14 protein-coding genes are annotated in these 19,295 nt (G+C 71.7%); 12 read left to right on the top strand and 2 right to left on the bottom strand.

Annotated features, from left to right (window positions below):
- The first annotated feature begins 155 nt into the window (after positions 1-155).
- Complete coding sequence (locus tag PS467_RS10480; RefSeq protein ID WP_311035040.1) at positions 156-1,343, top strand: acyl-CoA dehydrogenase family protein; 1,188 nt, start codon at positions 156-158, stop codon at positions 1,341-1,343.
- Between the two features lie 16 nt (positions 1,344-1,359).
- On the opposite strand, the gene PS467_RS10475 is transcribed toward PS467_RS10480, so the two are convergent.
- Positions 1,360-1,791, bottom strand: coding sequence for a cell division protein SepF (locus PS467_RS10475; protein WP_311035039.1), 432 nt, complete (start codon positions 1,789-1,791; stop codon positions 1,360-1,362).
- 237 nt (positions 1,792-2,028) lie between these two features.
- On the opposite strand from PS467_RS10475, the gene PS467_RS10470 reads away from it, so the two are divergent.
- The 10 genes from PS467_RS10470 (at position 2,029) to PS467_RS10425 (ending at position 14,688) form a co-directional block, all read left to right on the top strand.
- Positions 2,029-3,231: a DUF5685 family protein gene (locus PS467_RS10470; RefSeq protein WP_311035038.1), complete on the top strand. Its 1,203-nt coding sequence runs from the start codon at positions 2,029-2,031 to the stop codon at positions 3,229-3,231.
- A gap of 515 nt (positions 3,232-3,746) precedes the next feature.
- Entirely contained in the window at positions 3,747-5,630 is a 1,884-nt protein-coding gene (locus tag PS467_RS10465) for an FAD/NAD(P)-binding protein (protein ID WP_311035037.1), read from the top strand.
- 105 nt (positions 5,631-5,735) lie between these two features.
- Entirely contained in the window at positions 5,736-6,626 is an 891-nt protein-coding gene (locus PS467_RS10460) for an amino acid ABC transporter permease (RefSeq protein WP_311035036.1), read from the top strand.
- Positions 6,623-7,384, top strand: coding sequence for an amino acid ABC transporter ATP-binding protein (locus PS467_RS10455; RefSeq protein ID WP_311035035.1), 762 nt, complete (start codon positions 6,623-6,625; stop codon positions 7,382-7,384). Before PS467_RS10460 ends, PS467_RS10455 begins: the two co-directional genes overlap by 4 nt.
- A 49-nt stretch (positions 7,385-7,433) precedes the next feature.
- Positions 7,434-8,396 (top strand): ABC transporter substrate-binding protein, encoded by a 963-nt coding sequence (locus tag PS467_RS10450; RefSeq protein WP_311035034.1) that lies wholly within the window; start codon positions 7,434-7,436, stop codon positions 8,394-8,396.
- Between the two features lie 32 nt (positions 8,397-8,428).
- Positions 8,429-9,532, top strand: a complete 1,104-nt coding sequence (locus tag PS467_RS10445) for an LLM class flavin-dependent oxidoreductase (protein ID WP_268971164.1) — start codon at positions 8,429-8,431, stop codon at positions 9,530-9,532.
- Positions 9,529-10,887 carry an NtaA/DmoA family FMN-dependent monooxygenase gene (locus PS467_RS10440; protein WP_311035033.1) on the top strand — a complete coding sequence of 453 codons (1,359 nt, stop codon included), beginning with the start codon at positions 9,529-9,531 and terminating at the stop codon, positions 10,885-10,887. The genes PS467_RS10445 and PS467_RS10440 overlap by 4 nt, the downstream gene beginning before the upstream one ends.
- 317 nt (positions 10,888-11,204) lie before the next feature.
- Entirely contained in the window at positions 11,205-12,110 is a 906-nt protein-coding gene (locus tag PS467_RS10435; protein WP_311035032.1) for a S1 family peptidase, read from the top strand.
- 210 nt (positions 12,111-12,320) lie between these two features.
- Positions 12,321-13,262 (top strand): slipin family protein, encoded by a 942-nt coding sequence (locus PS467_RS10430; protein WP_311035031.1) that lies wholly within the window; start codon positions 12,321-12,323, stop codon positions 13,260-13,262.
- A 349-nt stretch (positions 13,263-13,611) separates the two neighbouring features.
- Positions 13,612-14,688, top strand: coding sequence for a S1 family peptidase (locus tag PS467_RS10425; RefSeq protein ID WP_432280562.1), 1,077 nt, complete (start codon positions 13,612-13,614; stop codon positions 14,686-14,688).
- Between the two features lie 133 nt (positions 14,689-14,821).
- On the opposite strand, the gene PS467_RS10420 is transcribed toward PS467_RS10425, so the two are convergent.
- Positions 14,822-15,265 carry a subtilase-type protease inhibitor gene (locus PS467_RS10420; RefSeq protein WP_268971159.1) on the bottom strand — a complete coding sequence of 148 codons (444 nt, stop codon included), beginning with the start codon at positions 15,263-15,265 and terminating at the stop codon, positions 14,822-14,824.
- Between the two features lie 352 nt (positions 15,266-15,617).
- Between PS467_RS10420 and PS467_RS10415 the strand changes: the two genes are divergently transcribed.
- Positions 15,618-19,244: a DNA polymerase III subunit alpha gene (locus tag PS467_RS10415; protein WP_311035030.1), complete on the top strand. Its 3,627-nt coding sequence runs from the start codon at positions 15,618-15,620 to the stop codon at positions 19,242-19,244.
- The last annotated feature ends 51 nt before the right edge of the window (positions 19,245-19,295 follow it).

Raw genomic sequence — 19,295 nt, 5'->3', positions numbered from 1 at the left:
TGACCTGGCGGGAGCGGGTCTGGACGCCGGGGGTTACCCGGCCGTAGCGTCGGACCGACCGGGCTGACCGCCCCGGCCGCCGGGCGACAGGACGCGCCCCGGCGGCCGGTACGCGCCCGGTGTCCCGGACCCGCAACCACCGGAGGCCGCCGCCCATGTCCGCTGGTACCTTGCCGCCGTTCGACCCGCGCGACCCACTCGGGCTCGACGATCTGCTCGACCCCGAGGACCTCGCGGTCCGCGACACCATGCGCCGATGGGCCGCCGACCGCGTCCTGCCGCAGGTCGCCGACTGGTACGAGCGCGGCGAGGTGCCCGGCATCCGCGAGCTGGCCCGGGAGCTCGGCTCCCTCGGCGCGCTCGGCATGTCCCTCACCGGCTACGGCTGCGCGGGCGCCAGCGCGATCCAGTACGGACTGGCCTGTCTGGAGCTGGAGGCCGCCGACTCCGGCATCCGCTCCCTGATCTCGGTGCAGGGCTCCCTGTCCATGTACGCCATCCACCGCTTCGGCTCCGAGGAGCAGAAGCAGCGGTGGCTGCCCCGGATGGCCTCCGGCGAGGTCATCGGCTGCTTCGGGCTGACCGAGCCCGACCACGGCTCCGACCCGTCCGGTATGCGCACCTACGCCAAGCGGGACGGCTCGGACTGGGTGCTCACCGGCCGCAAGATGTGGATCACTAATGGCTCGGTGGCCGGGGTCGCCGTGGTGTGGGCCCGCACCGACGAGGGCATCCGCGGCTTCCTCGTCCCCACCGACGCGCCAGGCTTCTCGGCCCCCGCGATCAAGCACAAGTGGTCGCTGCGCGCCTCGGTCACCAGCGAACTGGTCCTGGACGAGGTGCGGCTGCCGGCCGACGCCGTCCTGCCCGAGGTGACCGGGTTGCGGGGGCCGCTCAGCTGTCTGAGCCACGCCCGCTACGGCATCGTCTGGGGCGCGATGGGGGCGGCCCGCTCCGCCTTCGAGTCGGCGCTGGACTACGCGCGCGAGCGCGAGCAGTTCGGCCGGCCGATCGGGGGCTTCCAGCTCACCCAGGCCAAACTGGCCGATATGGCGCTGGAGCTCCACAAGGGGGTGCTGCTCGCCCATCATCTGGGGCGGCGGCTGGACGCGGGACGGCTCCGCCCCGAGCAGGTCAGCTTCGGCAAGCTGAACAATGTGCGGGAGGCGATCGAGATCTGCCGTACGGCGCGGACGATTCTGGGTGCCAATGGGATCTCGCTGGAGTATCCGGTGATGCGGCACGCCACGAATCTGGAGTCGGTGCTCACCTATGAGGGCACCGTCGAAATGCACCAGCTGGTGCTGGGCAAGGCGCTCACCGGAATCGACGCCTTCCGGTGAGCCCCGCAGCGCGGGCCTAGCTCTGGTTGAAAAAGCCCGTGGCGTGGCCGACCTGGCCGTTGATGATCTGGTAGTCCGGCGGGGTGAGGAGGAAGACTCGGTTGGCCACGCGGTCGATCGAGCCCCGCAGCCCGAAGATCAGCCCGGCCATGAAATCCACCACGCGCTTGGCGTCGGAGGGCTCCATCGTCGTCAGATTGACGATGACCGGGACGCCCTCCCGGAACATCTCGCCGATGCCGCGCGCGTCCCGGAACCCCTCCGGCGTGACCGTGGCGATCCGGGTCCCGGGGTCCTGCGCGGTCTGGTCGGCCACCCGCGCTCGCGGGTCGGTCACCCAGGAGTCGCCGGGCTCGGGTCCCTCGGCGTAGTCGTCGTCGTAGTAGCGCTCGTCATCGCTGTCGTCGACGAGGCCAAGCCAGGCACTTGCCTTGCGTACCGATCCCATGGACGCCTCCTCTCTCTCCCTGATGGTGTGTAGTGTCCGCCCCTCTATGGTCGTCCATGATGCGGATGGTCTGCCACGTGGATTGCGGCCGCACAGGGGATTCGTGACGTTACTGGTGCACAACGACTGGCGCCATATCAGAGTTCCCCCTGCTTATGGAGGCTGACGGAGTGCTGGGTAGACTCCGCCGCGGCCGGACGGGTGACGTCGGGGACGTATGGGTGAACGGGGATCTTTGTGTTTGGCATTATCCGGCCTTGCCGCCATCGGCTGTCGGAAAACCTGCGCACCGAGTGGATGGCGCATTTGTGCGGGCTGTGCCTCGCCTTGCGGGGTGAACACGGGCAGTTCGCCCGCATCGCCACCAATTACGACGGCCTGGTGATTTCGGTACTGGTGGAGGCCCAGGCCGGGCGCTCGGACGGCTGGCGGCGCACCGCCGGGCCCTGTCCGCTGCGCGGGATGCGGACGGCGTCGGTCGCCCAGGGCGAGGGGGCGCGGCTGGCGGCCACCGTCTCGCTGGTGCTGGCCTCGGCGAAGGTACGGGACCATGTCGCGGACGGCGACGGGGCGTTGGCCCGGCGCCCGGTCGCCGCGGCCGCCCGCCGGGTGGCCGGGCGGTGGGACCGGGCGGGGGAGCGCGGCGGCGCCGCGCTCGGCTTCGACACCGCCCTGCTGCTCGACGCGGTCGGCCGACAGCCGGAGCTCGAGTCCCAGGCCGGCCCCGGCACCTCACTGCTGACCATCACCGAGCCGACCGAGACCGCGACCGCCGCGGCCTTCGGGCACACCGCCGTCCTGGCCGGCCGGCCCGGCAACCGGGCCCCGCTGGAGGAGGCGGGCCGGCTCTTCGGACGGCTCGCCCATCTGCTGGACGCGGTGGAGGACCTGGCCGAGGACGCCCGGACCGGCGCCTGGAACCCGATCGCGGCCACCGGCACCTCTCTCGCCGAGGTCCGCAGGCTGTGCGACGACGCGGTGCACGGGGTACGGCTGGCCCTGAAGGACACCCGGTTCGCGGGCAAGGGGTCCGGGCGGCTCGCCCATGTGCTGCTGGTCCACGAGCTGGAGCGCGCGGTCGACCGGGCCTTCGGCACCGGCGGCTGCGCCCACACCGGCCACGGCTCCGGCGGCCCGGAGTCCTCCTACGGGCCGCCGCCGCAGTCGCCGTGGATCACCACCCCGGGCGGCCCCGGCGGCGCGCCTCCGGAGCCGCCGCACCGGCGCCGGGGGCTGATCGCCGGCTGCCTGGTGTGGACCGGGCTGTGCTGCACCTGCCAGGTGTGCTGCCGGGACCCGTACCACGACCCGTGGACCGGGCAGCCGCGTGAGGGCCTGTGCCATAAGTGCGATGACTGCTGTGACTGCTGCGGCAACTGCGGCGACTGCTGCAATTGCTGTGACTGCTGCGATGGTTGTGACTGCGGCTGCGACTGCTAGCCGCTAGGCGGTGCCGGGGCACCTGAGGGGAGGGGTGTGCTGAACCGTGTGTGTGCTGGCGTCAAACGTGTGCTGCGGTCATGCGTGCGCGAGGGCCGATGGCGCGTGACGACGCGGGTGTGCGGCGGCCACACCGGAGGAGGGAACCGGCGGGCGGGCGAAGCCTCGAAGCGCTGGGGGAGGGGATTCCCCGGAGAATTCCGGGAATCCCGGAGGAATCCGGGGGGATTCCCCCAGGGCAGCGGAGGCGGGCGGTCAGCCCGAACAGGACGAGGACCACACCCGACCGAAGTCGATGTGGTCGCGCGTGACCAGTCGCTGCCATGAGTCCATGGGCCAAGTGGAGCAGCCTTCCGCTTGCACGTCAACCGTGGTGAGACGCACTGCTCACAGTTCGGACGGTCTTGACAGCGCACGGTGGGGACGCCTTAGCCTCGGGCCCATGCCGAGCTGAGGGGCTCGGCCGTGTGTGCGGGCCATGCGTGTGTTCACTTCAGAACTCACGGAGCCCTCGCATGTCCGCGACATCGGACCACCCCTCCCGATCGCCCGCCACGATCGTCATCGTCGGCGCGGGCCCCCGCGCCACCGGTCTGATCGAGCGCATCGCCGCCAACGCCCCCGAACTGTACGGCGACGGCGCCCCGTTCGAGCTGCACCTGGTCGACCCGCACCCGCCCGGTGGCGGCCGTATCTGGCGGCCGGACCAGTCCCCGCTGCTGTGGATGAACTCCATGGCCGAGGACGTCACCATGTTCACCGACGAGTCGGTGGAGCGCGAAGGCCCGCTGCGTCCCGGCCCCTCCCTCGCCGAATGGGCCGGCCAGGTCCGCGCGGGAGAGGTGTCCCCCGCCCTGCCGCCCGAACTCGCCGCCGAGGCCGCCGCCCTGACCGGGCAGAGCTTCGCCACCAGACGCCTCCAGAGCGCCTATCTGCGCTGGGTGTACGAGCGGTCGGTGGCCGCCCTGCCGCCCGGCACCACCGTCCATGAGCACCGGGACCGGGCGGTACGCGTCACCGGGCCGCGCGACGGACGCCAGCAGGTGTGGCTGGAGCGGCGGACCGCCCCGATCACCGCCGACGCCGTGGTCCTCGCCCTCGGTCACCTCGACGCCGAACCCGATGCCGAGCAGCGGGCGCTCAGCGCGTTCGCCGCCGAGCACGGACTCGTCCACCTCCCGCCGGAGTACACCGCCGACAGCGACCTGAGCGGACTGCGCCCCGGGGAACCGGTGCTCGTACGCGGCCTCGGCCTGGCCTTCGTCGATCTGATGCTGCTGCTCACCGAGGGGCGCGGCGGACGCTACGAGCGCGGCCCGGCCGGGGAGCTGGTGTACCGCCCCTCCGGCCGCGAGCCCGTGCTGTACGCCGGTTCACGGCGCGGTGTGCCGTACCACGCCAAGATCGGCTACTCGCTGGACGGCGAACGGCCCCCGGTGCCGCGCTTCTTCGGCCCCGCCCAGGTCGACGCGTTGCTGTCGCGCCCCGAACGGCCGGACTTCCGGCGCGACATCTGGCCCCTGATCACCAAGGAGCTGGGATTCGCCCACTACCACCGGCTGTTCACCGCCCATCCGGAGCGGACGGCCGGCGAGTGGTCCGCGTTCGAGGAGAAGTACGCCGCCTGCCCGCCCGGCAGTCCCGCACTGGACGCCTTGGTCACGGCGGCCGTCCCCGATCCGGCCGACCGACTCGACCTGGACGCCCTCGACCGCCCCCTGACCGGGCTGCGGTTCCCCACCGAGGACGCCCTCCAGCAGGGGCTGCGCGCCCATATCGAGGCCGACCTCACCCGCCGCCACGACCCCGCCCACAGCCCCGACCTGGCCGTCTTCCTCGCCCTGCTGTCCGTCTACGGCCAGCTGACCCGGCTCGGCGACATCGGCGGCTGGTGGCACGGCTTCTTCAGCTTCCTCGCCTCCGGACCGCCCGGCCCACGGCTGGAGCAGCTGCTCGCGCTCTCCCGCGCCGGAGTGGTCCGCTTCCTCGGCGCCGAGACGACCGTGACCGCCGATCCGCTGCGCGGGGTGTTCCGGGCGAGCTCCGCCAGTGTGCCCGGCCACGCCGTCGAGGCCCGTGCGCTGGTCGAGGCCCGGCTGCCGGAGCCGACCGTGGACCGCTCCCGCGACAGCCTGCTGCGCTCCCTGCACCGCGACGGCGCCGCCGCCACCCCGGCCGGACTGCTCGCCGTCAGCCCCGCCGACGCCCGGGTCCTGGACCGGGCCGGCCATCCGCATCCGCGCCGCTTCGCGCTCGGCCCGCACACCGACGCCCGCGCCTCCGGCGCCTTCGCCCGGCCCCGTACCAACGCACCCGCGTTCCGGCAGAACGACGCGACCGCCCGCGCACTGCTGCGCTGTCTGCGCGACCTGTCCTGTCGCGCCTCGCTCGCCGTCTGAGCCCCGCTCGCCGTCCGAGTCCCGCGCATCGCCTGAGCTCTGAGCACCCCCCGGAAAACCCTCCGCTGTCCCGGAAAACCCTCCGCTCCCCCTGAAGGACCCTCCATGTCGCTGACGTCCGATCCGCCTGTCGGCAAGGCCGCCGATGGCGGCGCCGCACGCGAGGACTACTCCGCCCTCAAGGTCGTCCCGGTACGCCACCCCTGGCGCTGGGCCGCGGTGGTCGTCACCGCCGTCCTGGTGGCCCAGTTCGCCCACGGCCTGGTCACCAACCCCGGCTGGGAATGGGACGTCTTCGCCGACTTCTTCACCACCGCGACCATCCTCAAGGCGGTCTGGATCACCATCCAGCTCACCTTCTACGGCACCGCGCTCGGCTTCGCCCTCGGGATCGTCCTGGCCTTCATGCGGCTGTCCAAGAGCCCGTTCCTGAAGTCGGTCGCCTTCACCTACATCTGGGCGTTCCGCTCCATCCCGCTCATCGTCCAGCTGCTCTTCTGGTTCAACCTCACCTACCTCTACCAGCGGATCGACTTCGGCATCCCCTTCGGCCCCGGCTTCTTCTCCTTCGACACCGCCGGTCTGGTCGGCGCGATGAGCGCGGCGGTCCTCGGACTCGCTCTCCACCAGGCGGCCTACGCGGCGGAGATCGTGCGCGGCGGAGTCCTCGCCGTCGACGGCGGACAGCTGGAGGCGGCGGCCGCGCTCGGCATCCCCCGGCTGCGGCAGCTGCGCAGGATCGTGCTCCCGCAGGCGATGCGCTCGATCCTGCCGAACGCCGCCAACGAGGTCATCTCGCTCTTCAAGGGCACCTCGATCGTCTCCGTCATGGCGATCGGCGAGCTGTTCTACCAGGTGCAGGTCATCTACGGACGCAACGGCCGGGTCGTGCCGCTGCTGATGGTCGCGACCGTCTGGTACATCATCCTGACCACCGTGCTCTCGATCGCGCAGTACTACGTCGAGCGCCACTTCTCGCGGGGAGCCACCCGATGACCGCCATGGTCGACATCCGCTCCGTCCACAAGAGCTTCGGGCCGCTGGAGGTGCTGCGCGGGATCGACCTGGAGGTGCGCTCCGGGGAGGTGGCCGTGGTCCTCGGCCCCTCCGGCTCCGGCAAGTCCACCCTGCTGCGCGCCATCAACCACCTGGAGAAGGTGGACAGCGGCTGGATCAGCGTCGGCGGCTCGCTGGTCGGCTACCGCCGTCAGGGCGACCGCCTCTACGAGCTGCGCGAACGCGAGATCCTCAAGCAGCGCACCCGGATCGGCTTCGTCTTCCAGAACTTCAACCTCTTCCCGCATCTGACCGTGCTGGAGAACATCGTCGAAGCGCCGGTCTCGGCCCTGCGCCGCCCCCGGAAACAGGTGGTCGAGGCCGCCGAGACGCTGCTCGCCCGGGTCGGTCTCGCCGACAAGGCGTCCGCGTACCCCCGGCAGCTCTCCGGCGGACAGCAGCAGCGGGTGGCGATCGCCCGTGCCCTCGCCCTGGAACCCGAGCTGCTGCTCTTCGACGAGCCGACCTCCGCCCTCGACCCCGAACTGGTCGGCGAGGTCCTCGACGTCATCAAGGACCTGGCCCACCAGGGCACCACGATGATCGTCGTCACCCATGAGATCGGCTTCGCGCGGGAGGTCGCCGACACCGTCGTCTTCATGGACGGTGGCCGGATCGTCGAGCAGGGCACGCCCGCCGAGGTGCTCGACAGCCCGCGCCACGAACGCACCAAGGCGTTCCTCTCCAAGGTCCTGTGACCCGCCGATGGTCACGTACGCCGCTGTCCCCCTGCGCAAGGAGCACTCCGTGAAGACCCGCCGCACCCTCGTCACCGCCGTCGCCGCCCTCACCGCCTCCGCCCTGCTCGGCGGCTGCGGCGACGGCGACGTCCAGGAGACGGTGGGCTCCAAGAACCGGAAGAACGCCATCAACATCGGCCCCGACCAGCACCGCATCAGAGGCAAGAAGGTCGAGTCGATCGCGGCCAAGGTGCCGGCCGCGATCCGCGAGCGCGGCACCCTGCGCATCGGCGGCAGCGCCGACGCCGCCGCCCCGCTCGGTTTCTACGCGACCGACGACAAGACCCGGATCGGCTCGGAGATCGACATCGCCACGCTGGTCGCCGACACCCTCGGGCTCAAGGTCGACTTCCAGGCGGTCTCCTGGGAGAACCTCTTCGTGGGCCTCGACAGCTCCAAGTTCGACGCCGTCTTCTCCAATGTGACGGTCACCGAGGAGCGCAAGGAGAAGTACGACTTCGCCACCTACCGGCTGGACGACCTCGCCTTCGAGGCCAAGAAGGGCACGTCGTGGCGGGTCAGGGGCCCGAAGGACGTGGCGGGTAAGACCATCTCGGTCTCCTCCGGCACCAACCAGGAGAAGATCCTGGTCGACTGGAGCAAGGAGAACGAGAAGGCGGGCCGCAAGCCCGTGAACATCAAGTACTTCCAGAAGGACACCGACTACTACCTCGCCCTCCAGTCCGGCCGTATCGACGCCTACTTCGGCCCCCACCCCACCTCCGCCTACCACGTCGCCTCGACCGGCCAGACCCAGATCATCGGCCGGTTCTCGGGCGGCGGCGACCAGGTGCAGGGCAAGATCGCGGCCACCACCAAGAAGGGCAGCGGACTGGTCGACGCCTACGCCGCGGCCATCGACCACGTGATCGAGGACGGCTCGTACGCCAAGGTCCTGAAGCGGTGGGGGCTCTCCAGTGAGGCGGTGAAGAAGTCCGAGATCAACCCGCCCGGTCTGCCCAAGCCGTGACCCCCCGCCCCCGACCGAGGAAGGCCCCGACCATGGCCGTACCGACCGGCACCCTGCACCTGGCTGCCGCCATCGACGGCGACGGGCAGTACCAGGCGCCGTACTACGTGGACCTCGCCCGCCTCGCCGAGCGCGGCACACTCGACTTCGTCACCCTGGACGACACCTTCGGCCCGCCGGGGCCGGGCCGCGGCAGGCTGGACGCGCTCGCCGTGCTCTCGCGTGTCGCACCCGCCACCGGGCGGATCGGGCTGGTCCCGACCGTCACCACCACCCACACCGAGCCGTTCCACGTCTCTTCCGCCGTGGCCACCCTGGACTGGGTGAGCCGCGGCCGGGCGGGCTGGCGGGTCGAGGTGTCGTCCACGGAGGCGGAGGCGCGGCTGGTGGGCCGCCGCCCGGCCGCCCCCGCCGGGGAGCTGTGGGCCGAGGCGGGGGAGGTCGCCGATGTGGCGGCCCGGCTGTGGGACAGCTGGGAGGACGACGCGGAGATCCGTGACACCGCCACCGGCCGCTTCATCGACCGCGACAAACTGCACTACGTGGACTTCGAGTCGCCCCGCTTCACGGTGCGCGGCCCCGCCATCGTGCCCCGGCCCCCGCAGGGCCACCCGGTCGTGGCCGTCGCCGCCACCGACCCGGTGACCTGGGAGACCGCGGCCCGACACGCCGATGTGGTGTACGTCCACGCCACCTCCCCGGAGGAGGCGGGCCGCCTCCGCGACCAGCTGCGGAGCCGAGCGGTGGGGTACGGCCGGGAGGCCGGCGCGCTCACCGTGCTCGCCGCCGTCGCCGTGGACCTGGCCGACGGGGAGGGCGCGGCCGGGCGCTCCCCGGCCGACGCCCCGCTGGTGCGGCCGCCCGCGACGGCCGGCGGACCGCCGCTGTACCGCGGGGGACCGGTCGACCTCGCCGAGCTGATCACCGGATGGCATACCGCCGACGCCGTGGACGGCTTCCACATCACCCCCGTCGCCCCGCGCCATGACCTGGAGCGTTTCGTCAACGGCAGTGTGGCGCTGCTCCAGCACCGAGGGCTCTTCCGCACCTTCTATCCCGGTGCGACGCTCCGCGACCACCTGGGGCTGTCCCGCCCGGCCAACCGCTACGCCCTGGAGAGGGAGGCCGCCCGATGAGCCGGCAGCGCAAGCGGATCCATCTCGCCGCCCACTTCCCCGGGGTCAACAACACCACGGTCTGGGCCGATCCCCGGTCCAAGAGCCAGATCGACTTCTCCTCCTTCGAACATCTCGCGCGCACCGCCGAGCGCGGTCTGTTCGACTTCTTCTTCCTCGCCGAGGGGCTGCGGCTGCGCGAGCACAACGGCCGCATCCACGACCTCGACGTGGTCGGCAGGCCCGAATCGATGACCGTGCTGAACGCGCTCGCGGCCGTCACCGAACGGCTGGGGCTGGCCGCCACCGTCAACACCACGTTCAACGAACCCTATGAGCTGGCCCGCCGGTTCGCCTCCCTGGACCACCTCAGCGGAGGCCGCGCCGCCTGGAACGTGGTCACCTCCTCCGACGCCTTCACCGGCGAGAACTTCCGGCGCGGCGGTTTCCTGGACCGGGCCGACCGCTACACCCGGGCCGCCGAGTTCGTCGCCGTCGCCCGCGGACTGTGGGACTCCCAGGGGACGAAGGGCACCCCAGACGGCACGCCGGACGGCCTGCGGGGTGGCACGCCGGGTGGTACGCCCCGCCCGTTCGCCCACACCGGCCGGCACTTCACCCTCGAGGGCGAGTTCGGCCTGCCGCGCTCACCGCAGGGCCATCCGGTGGTGATCCAGGCCGGCGACTCCGACGAGGGCCGGGAGTTCGCCGCCTCCACCGCCGACGTCATCTTCACCCGGCACGGCTCACTGGAGGCGGGGCGCGCCTTCTACGCCGACGTCAAGCGGCGGCTCGCGCGGTACGGGCGCGCCCCGGAGGAACTGAAGATCATGCCCGGGGTGACCCTGGTCCTCGGCGACACCGCGGCCGAGGCCCGGGAGAAGGCCGTCGAGATCCGGCGGCAGCAGGTCTCGCCCCAGACCGCGCTGCTCACCCTGGAGCAGATCTGGGGCGTGGACCTGTCCGGCTACGACCCCGACGGACCGCTTCCGGACATCGACCCGGACCCCGACGCCCAGCTGGCCCAGGGCCGGGTGCGGCATGGCGATCCGCTGGCCGTCGCCGCCAAGTGGCGGGCGCTGTCGGAGGAGAAAGGGCTGTCCATCCGGCAGACCGTCATCGAGGCGACCGGGCGGCAGTCGTTCATCGGCACCCCGGAGGCGGTCGCCGCCGAGATGGCCGAATACGTCGCCGCGGACGCCGCCGACGGCTTCATCCTCGTACCGCATCTGACCCCCGGCGGGCTCGACGACTTCGTGGACCGGGTGGTGCCGCTGCTCCAGGAGCGCGGGGCGTTCCGCACCGCGTACACCGGTCCGACACTCCGCGACCACCTGGGACTTCCTTATCCGGGGGAGCGGCGGGAGAGGGACTGAGCGGCCCCGGGACCGGGATGGCCGAAGGGATGTGATCCGCTCGCGCCACGACGGAACCTGATCGCCCGCGCATCCGTCTCATGGGATACCCCAAGGGGATGGGAGCACAAGCCCCGGCGGCCTGAACCCGCCGGGGCTATGTGGCGTGTGTCAGGCGGCTGTTCCGAATTGTCCTCTTGCGCGGTGCGCCCATGGCCACGAATACTTCCGGAAGCGCTTGTCAGGGGCACGTCGAATCGGACTATTCGGCGTGCTCTCTGACTGCGCCTCACGGGCCTGCCCACTCGAGCGGACCCCCGATTCCCACGGAGGAAGAGTTGAGGATCAAGCGCAACGCCCCCCACGGTAAGCAGGCGAGACGTATCGCCCTGATCGCCGCGACCTCCGCCCTGGTGGCCGGAACGGCGCTCGCTGCCCCCGCCGCCTACGCCGGAAGCGACAACGCCCGCACCTTCAGCGCGGCGGAGGCCAAGTCGGCGAGCAACGCCGTCCTGGAGGCCGATGTCGCGGGCACCGCCTGGTATGTCGACAAGGCGACCAACAAGCTTGTCGTCACCGCCGACAGCACGGTGTCCCAGAGCGAGATAGCCAAGATCAAGAACACCGCCGGTGCGAGCGCCGACGCGATCGAGGTCCAGCGGACCCCCGGCAAGATCCAGAAGCTGATCTCGGGCGGCGACGCGATCTACGCGAGTAGCTGGCGCTGCTCCCTCGGCTTCAACGTGCGCAACAGCAGTGGCACCAACTACTTCGTCACCGCCGGTCACTGCACCGACGGTGCGGGCACCTGGTGGTCGAACTCCAGCCACACCACCACGATCGGCCCGACGGCCGGCTCCAGCTTCCCGACCAACGACTACGGTCTGGTCCGGTACAGCGGCTCGGTCTCCCCCTCCGGCACCGTCGGCAGCCAGGACATCACCTCCGCCGCCAACCCGACCGTGGGCCAGACGGTCACCCGGCGCGGCAGCACCACCGGCATCCACAGCGGCCGGGTCACCGCGCTGAACGCCACGGTCAACTACGGCGGCGGTGACATCGTCTACGGCATGATCCAGACCACGGTCTGCGCCGAGCCCGGCGACAGCGGCGGCCCGCTCTACGCCGGCACCACCGCCCTCGGCCTCACCTCCGGCGGCAGCGGTGACTGCACCTCCGGTGGCACCACGTTCTTCCAGCCGGTCGTCGAGGCGCTGAACGCGTACGGCGTGAGCGTGTACTGATCGGCGCCCGTTCGCTGATCGGCTGATCGGCGCCGTATCGCCGAATCGTCGCCGAATCACCGCCGGCTGAGCAGCCTGCTGAGAAGCCCCCGTCCGGGCCACCGGGCGGGGGCTTTCCATAGCTCTCCCCACTGTCTGACCGGCGGACTATCGTGGACATCAGTACCCCATACGGGGCATTGTTCGCGATACGGACGGCAGGTGGCCGTGATGGTGGACGCGCTCGTGACATTGGTAGTGGTACTGGCTTGCCTCGGCGCCCTGGGCGTGCTGGCCGCGGCCCGGGTGGTCAAGCAGTACGAGCGGGGGGTGGTCTTCCGGCTCGGGAGGCTGCGCTCGGATATCCGGGGGCCGGGTTTCACCATGATCGCCCCGTTCGTCGAACGGCTCTACAAGGTCAATATGCAGATCGTGACGATGCCCGTGCCCGCCCAGGAGGGCATCACCCGGGACAACGTGACGGTGCGGGTCGACGCCGTCGTCTACTTCAAGGTCGTGGACCCGGCCGACGCGCTCGTCGCGGTCGAGGACTACCGCTTCGCCGTCTCCCAGATGGCCCAGACCTCGCTGCGGTCGATCATCGGAAAGAGCGATCTGGACGATCTGCTCTCCAACCGCGAGAAGCTCAACCAGGGCCTTGAGCTCATGATCGACAGCCCGGCCGTCGGATGGGGTGTCCATATCGACCGGGTGGAGATCAAGGATGTGTCGCTGCCGGAGACCATGAAGCGGTCGATGGCCCGCCAGGCGGAGGCCGACCGGGAGCGCCGCGCCCGGGTCATCAACGCGGACGCGGAGCTCCAGGCGTCGAAGAAGCTGGCCGAGGCCGCCTCGCAGATGGCCGACACCCCCTCGGCCCTCCAGCTGCGGCTGCTCCAGACCGTGATGGCGGTCGCCGCCGAGAAGAACTCCACGCTGGTGCTGCCCATCCCGGTCGAGCTGCTGCGCTTCCTGGAAAAGGGACAGCAGGAGCTCCCGGAGGGGGCGGCCCGGACGGACGGCGGCGTGGCGGGCGGTACGGAGGGCGGCGCCCCGGCCGCCGCTCCGGAGCGGGAGGCCGCACCCGCCCAGTCCGCGCAGTCCGCCCGGCCGGCGATGCCGAGGATCACCGAGCGCGAGCCGGAACCGGAGGCGCACACCGTGGACCGGTGAGCCGCGAGAGGGGGTCGTGAGGAGCGCCCCGCCGGGAGTGAGGAGCTGTCGGCGGGGCGCTGAGCTGGGGAGATCCGCGAGGTGTGACGTTCCGTTCGGATGCGCCTGATCGGGCCCGTACACCCATGAGGTGTGCGGGCCCCGGCATGTCCGGACTCGGGGCCGCAGGGTACATTTCACGCCCATGAGGTGAACGCCCCCTTGTGCGAGCCCGGTCGTGGTGGGAATACTCGACGGCGCAATTTGGCATGAACGCGCCCCTGCGTGGGGAGAAGCGGCATGTCGTTACGCCCTCCGGGCCCTGGCACCCCACTGCCGACGGCCCAACCCCCCACTGGAAGGCAGAGAGTTGAAGCACCGCCGCATACCGAAGCGTCGTGTCGCCATTGCCGGAGCCGGCATAGCGGCCCTGGTCGCCACGGGGATCACCCTCCAGAGCGCCAACGCCGCGCCCGGTGAGGCCCAGCCGGAGACCCTCTCGGTCACCGCCGCCGGAAAGCTCGCCCACACCCTCACCGCCACGCTCAAGAGCGACACGGCGGGCTCGTACTACGACGCCAAGGCCAAGAAGCTCGTCGTCAACGTGGTCGACGAGAGCGCCGTGGACCGGATCCGGGAGGCCGGAGCCGAGGCCAAGCTGGTCAAGTACACCCTGGCCGAGCTGGGCAAGGCGCGTCAGACGCTGAAGGACAAGGCCACCATTCCGGGCACCTCGTGGTCGGTGGACCCCAGAAGCAACAAGGTCGTCGTCACCGCGGACAGCACCGTCAAGGGCGACCGGCTGAACGCGCTTCAGAAGGTCACCGACGCGCTCGGCGACAAGGTCGAGGTGAAGCGCTCGGCCGGGAAGTTCTCCACCTTCATCGCGGGTGGCGACGCCATCTGGGGCGACGGCGGACGCTGCTCGCTCGGCTTCAACGTCGTCAAGGACGGCGAGCCGTACTTCCTGACCGCCGGTCACTGCACCGAGGCCATCAGCAGCTGGTCGGACTCGCAGGGCGGCGGCGAGATCGGGACCAACGCGGGCAGCGAGTTCCCCGGCAACGACTACGGGCTGGTCAAGTACACCGCGGACACCGACCACCCGAGCGAGGTCGACCTCTACAACGGCAGCACCCAGGCCATCAGCAAGGCCGGTGACGCCACGGTCGGTCAGACGGTGACGCGCAGCGGCTCCACCACCCAGGTGCACGACGGCGAGGTCACCGGCCTCGACGCGACCGTCAACTACCAGGAGGGGTCGGTCTCCGGGCTGATCCAGACCAACGTCTGCGCCGAGCCCGGCGACAGCGGCGGCGCGCTCTTCTCGGGCGACACGGCGCTGGGCCTGACCTCCGGCGGCAGCGGTGACTGCTCCTCGGGCGGGGAGACCTTCTTCCAGCCGGTGCCGGAGGCGCTCCAGGCGTTCGGCGCCGAGATCGGCTGAAGGGCCGAGTAGAGCGGTACGGAACAGAACATCAGCAGGCCCCCGGAACCCGTGGAGGGTGTCCGGGGGCCTGTTCTGTGGTGCGGCCGGGCGGAACGCGCCTGGGCTCAGCCGGTCGGATGGGCCCAGCCGGTCAGAACTCGAAGATCACCGTCGGGGCCGCGTTCTTGAAGCAGTTGTTCGCGAAGGTGTGCGCGTACGACACCCGGCGGCCGTCCCAGACCCCCTCGGCGGTGACGGTGACCGGACGCCACTCCTTGGTGCACACCCGGCCGGGCTCCGCACCGGTCCGCAGCCGGCCCAACGTGCCGTTCACGGAACGGAGTTCGGCACATGCCTGGGCGGGGGCCGGATGGGTGCCGCTGGGGGTGGGGCGACAGCTCAGCGTGACCGCCCGCTGGACCCTGGCCGTGGCCGCGTCGGCCCCGTAGCCGACGGTGAGGACCAGGGCGGAGGGAGGGTACAGGCTCTTCGGCTTGACGGGCTCGGCGTTCGCCGTGCCGCTCGTGCCGATCCCCAGCACGGCGCTCACGGTCAGAGCGGCTCCCAGCCCGATCGCCCCAGTGGTCTTCCGCATGTCGAACACTCCCTTGCTCATGGTTGCAGATACCGGACGGAGCCTTACGCGGTACGCGTCAAGAGCGCACGCCGATCGAGCACTTCCGGTCGCTACAAGTAGTCGTTCGGTGGCTTATTGTCGCGTGCGGCGGATGTTTCGATGCGGAACGCCGCGCGCCGCCCCGGTGAGGCTGTCGCGTCCCGGCTCCGCCGCTTCCGAAGGCGACACGCGGAACTTGGTGTCGTTTTATGTGCTTATGGTGGACGGGGAAGGCCGCCGAACCAACTCGTACGCCTGTTCGAGAATGGGGTTATGGTGGGGCGTGGGACAAGCAGGGTCGGGCAGGGGGTGCGAGCAGCGGGAGGTGTGGATGCCGGGCTTTACGCATCTGCACACCGCGTCCGGGTTCTCCATGCGGTACGGGGCCGCGCACCCGGAGCGGCTGGCGCAGCGCGCCGCCGAGCGTGGCATGGACGCGGTCGCGCTGACCGACCGCGACAGCCTCGCCGGGGCGGTGCGGTTCGCCAGGGCGTGTGAGCGTGCGGGGGTGCGGCCGCTCTTCGGGGTGGACCTCGCCGTACGGATGGAGGCCCCGGAGCCGGGGCGTACCGCCCGGCGCCGGACGCCGGTGCGCGGCGGGGCGTTCATCGACGAGTCCGCGCCCCGGGTGGTCTTCCTCGCCCGGGACGGCGCGGCGGGCTGGGCCGCGCTGTGCGGGCTGGTCTCCGCCGCCCATGCGGGGCTCGCCCACCCCGGGACCGCCCGGACCAACGGCGCCGGGCCGCCCCTGCTGCACTGGCGCGATCTGGTGGGCGCCGCCGGCGCGCTCGCCCCGCTGACCGTGCTGCTCGGCCCGGATTCCGACGTCGGCCGGGCCCTGGCCGCCGGACGCCCCGACCGGGCCGAGCAGCTGATCACCCCCTGGCGGGAACTCTTCGGTGACGCGCTGCGGCTGGAAGCCGTCTGGCACGGCCGCGCCGGCACCGGCCCGGGTTCGCTGCGGCTCGCCGCCCGTACCGTCGGATTCGCCACCGAACAGGGCATACCGGCCGTGCTGAGCAACGCCGTCCGCTATGCGGACCCGGGGGAGGGGCCGGTCGCCGACGTCCTGGACGCGGCCCGCCGGCTCGTTCCCATCGACCCGCGCGACCCCGGCGCGCTCGACAGCGGTGAGCGCTGGCTCAAGGGCCCCCGGGACATGGCGAAGGCGGCCGAGCTGATCGTGGCGGCGGCCGGGATGCGGCGGGATGCCGCGTACCGGCTGCTGGAGGAGACCCGGCGCACCGCCGCCGGGTGTCTGGTCGACCCCGAGGGCCACATCGGCCTGGGCAGCGTCCACTTCCCCGAGCCCCGTCTGGTCGGGGCCGGGCGGCGGAGCGCCGAGCGGGTGCTGCGGTCGCGCTGCGCCGCCGCCATGGTGCTGCGGGGGTACGACCGCGACCGGGCGCGCTGGGAGCGGCTGGAGGACGAGCTGCGCACCATCGAACGGCTCGGTTTCGCCTCGTACTTCCTCACCGTCGCGCAGGTCGTGGACGACACCCGTGCGCTCGGCATCCGGGTGGCCGCCCGTGGCTCCGGCGCCGGGTCGTTCGTCAACCATCTGCTGGGCATCGCCCACGCCGACCCCGTCGCCAACGGCCTGCTGATGGAGCGCTTCCTGTCGGTGCGGCGGGCCGCGCTGCCCGATATCGACATCGATGTGGAGTCCGCGCGGCGGCTCGACGTCTATCGCGCGATCTTCGAGCGGTTCGGGGCGGAGCGGGTCGCGACCGTCTCGATGCCCGAGACCTACCGGGTGCGCCATGCCGTACGGGACGTGGGCGCGGCGCTCGGCATGGACCCGGCCGAGGTGGACCGGCTGGCCAAGTCCTTCCCGCACATCCGCGCCCGGGATGCCCGCGCGGCGCTCGAGGAACTGCCCGAGCTGCGGGCGCTCCGCGAGGCGACCGCAGGACAGGAACGTTTCAGCAGGTTCTGGGGACTGGTCGAGGCGCTCGACGGGCTGCCCCGTGGCATCGCCATGCACCCCTGCGGAGTGCTGCTCTCGGACGCCGGGCTGCCGGCCCGTACCCCCATCGTGCCGACCAGCGGCGAGGGCTTTCCCATGTCGCAGTTCGACAAGGACGACGTGGAGGAGCTCGGACTGCTCAAGCTCGATGTCCTCGGTGTGCGGATGCAGTCCGCGATGGCGCACGCGGTCGCGGAGATCCGCCGGACCACCGGGCGGGACGTGGACCTCGACGACCCCGGTCAGGTCCGGCCCGGCGATCCGGCCACCTACGACCTGATCCGCTCCACCGAGACGCTCGGCTGCTTCCAGATCGAATCGCCCGGTCAGCGTGATCTCCTGGGCCGGCTCCAGCCCACCTCCTTCCACGACCTCGTGGTCGACATATCGCTTTTCCGGCCGGGTCCGGTGGCCGCCGACATGGTCCGGCCCTTCATCGACGCCCGGCACGGCCGCAAACCCGCGCGCTATCCGCATCCGGACCTGGCGGACGCGCTGCGCGAGACCTACGGGGTCGTGGTCTTCCACGAGCAGATCATCAAGATCGTGTCGATCATGACCGGTTGCGAACGGGACCTCGCCGACGAGGCGCGGCGCGCGCTGTCCGACCCCGAGCGGCAGGGGCGGGTGCGGTCCTGGTTCCACGCGGAGGCGGAGAAACGGGGCTATGCGCCGGAGGTACGGGAGCGCACCTGGGAGATCGTCGAGGCGTTCGGCTCGTACGGCTTCTGCAAGGCGCACGCCGTCGCCTTCGCGGTCCCGACGTACCAGTCCGCCTGGCTCAAGGCGCACCATCCGGCCGCCTTCTACGCCGGGCTGCTCACCCATGACCCCGGGATGTACCCGAAGCGGCTGCTGCTGGCGGACGCGCGGCGGCGCGGGGTGCCGATCCTGCCGTTGGACGTGAACCGGTCGGGGGCCGCCTATCGAATCGAACTGACGTCTGGCGGTTCTCATGACAGCCGTAATAAAGAGGACGCCAATGATGAGGGCGGCCACGAGGGCGGTCATGGGGACGGTCATGAGGGCGGTCATGAGGGCGGTCATGGGGACGGTCATGAGAGCGGTCATGAGGGCGTCGGGATCCGGCTGGCGCTGAGCGACGTCCACGGCATCAGCGAGGCCGAGACCGAGCGGATCGTGGCCGGACAGCCGTACTCCTCGCTCCAGGACCTGTGGCTGCGCGCCCACCCCGGGCGGCCGGTCGCCGAACGGCTGGCCCAGGTCGGCGCGTTGGACGCGTTCGGCGCGAGCCGCCGCGACCTGCTGCTACAGATCGCCGAACTGCACCGGCAGCAGCGGGGCGCCGCCGCCCGGCACAACGCCGAGGGCCAGCTTCCGCTGGCCGAAACCGGCCCCGCCGCCCCCGCCGGACTCCCCGACCTCGACGCGGACGAACGCCTCGGCGCCGAACTCGGCATCCTCGGCATGGACGTCTCCCGTCATCTGATGGGCGACCACCGGGACTTCCTGGAGGAGTTGGGCGCGATCCCCGCGAAGCGGCTGCGCGACGCGCCGCACGGGGAGACGGTGCTCGTCGCCGGCGCCAAGGCCGCCACCCAGACCCCGCCGATCCGCTCGGGGCGCCGGGTCATCTTCATCACGCTCGACGACGGTACGGGGCTGGTCGACTGCGCCTTCTTCGACGACAGCCACGCGGCCTGCGCGCACACCGTCTTCCACTCCTGGCTGCTCCTCGTGCGCGGGGTGGTCCAGCGGCGCGGCCCGCGCAGCCTCAGCGTCGTCGGCTCGGCCGTGTGGAACCTCGCCGAACTGGCCCGGCTCAGGAAGGAGGGCGGCCTCGAGGCGGTCGCCGCCGAACTGGCCGGGGCGGGGGCGGAGACGGCCGGGGCGGACGCCGGCTCCGACCGCCGCATCGAGATGCCCACCGGCTACGCCATGCACCCCTGGGCCGACCTCCGGCCGGCGGGCGACCAGGCCGCGACCGGCCGCAAGCTGTGGCACGCGAGTCCGGGGAGCGCGGGATGAACGCGCCGAAGGGGCGGCAGCCCCGCCGTACGTCCGCCGCCACCTCGCCCG

The sequence above is a fragment of the Streptomyces luomodiensis genome, from assembly GCF_031679605.1.
GTDB classification, from domain to species: domain Bacteria; phylum Actinomycetota; class Actinomycetes; order Streptomycetales; family Streptomycetaceae; genus Streptomyces; species Streptomyces luomodiensis.
The sequence above is the reverse complement of the archived record's forward strand: the minus strand, read 5'-3'. Positions and strand labels throughout refer to the sequence as shown.

Bases quoted from the DNA above. Each gene is read 5' to 3' on its own strand.
- PS467_RS10480 (WP_311035040.1), top strand. From the start codon at position 156: ATGTCCGCTGGTACCTTGCCGCCGTTCGACCCGCGCGACCCACTCGGG.
- PS467_RS10475 (WP_311035039.1), bottom strand. From the start codon at position 1,791: ATGGGATCGGTACGCAAGGCAAGTGCCTGGCTTGGCCTCGTCGACGAC.
- PS467_RS10465 (WP_311035037.1), top strand. From the start codon at position 3,747: ATGTCCGCGACATCGGACCACCCCTCCCGATCGCCCGCCACGATCGTC.
- PS467_RS10460 (WP_311035036.1), top strand. From the start codon at position 5,736: ATGTCGCTGACGTCCGATCCGCCTGTCGGCAAGGCCGCCGATGGCGGC.
- PS467_RS10455 (WP_311035035.1), top strand. From the start codon at position 6,623: ATGACCGCCATGGTCGACATCCGCTCCGTCCACAAGAGCTTCGGGCCG.
- PS467_RS10445 (WP_268971164.1), top strand. From the start codon at position 8,429: ATGGCCGTACCGACCGGCACCCTGCACCTGGCTGCCGCCATCGACGGC.
- PS467_RS10440 (WP_311035033.1), top strand. From the start codon at position 9,529: ATGAGCCGGCAGCGCAAGCGGATCCATCTCGCCGCCCACTTCCCCGGG.
- PS467_RS10430 (WP_311035031.1), top strand. From the start codon at position 12,321: ATGGTGGACGCGCTCGTGACATTGGTAGTGGTACTGGCTTGCCTCGGC.
- PS467_RS10420 (WP_268971159.1), bottom strand. From the start codon at position 15,265: ATGCGGAAGACCACTGGGGCGATCGGGCTGGGAGCCGCTCTGACCGTG.
- PS467_RS10415 (WP_311035030.1), top strand. From the start codon at position 15,618: ATGCCGGGCTTTACGCATCTGCACACCGCGTCCGGGTTCTCCATGCGG.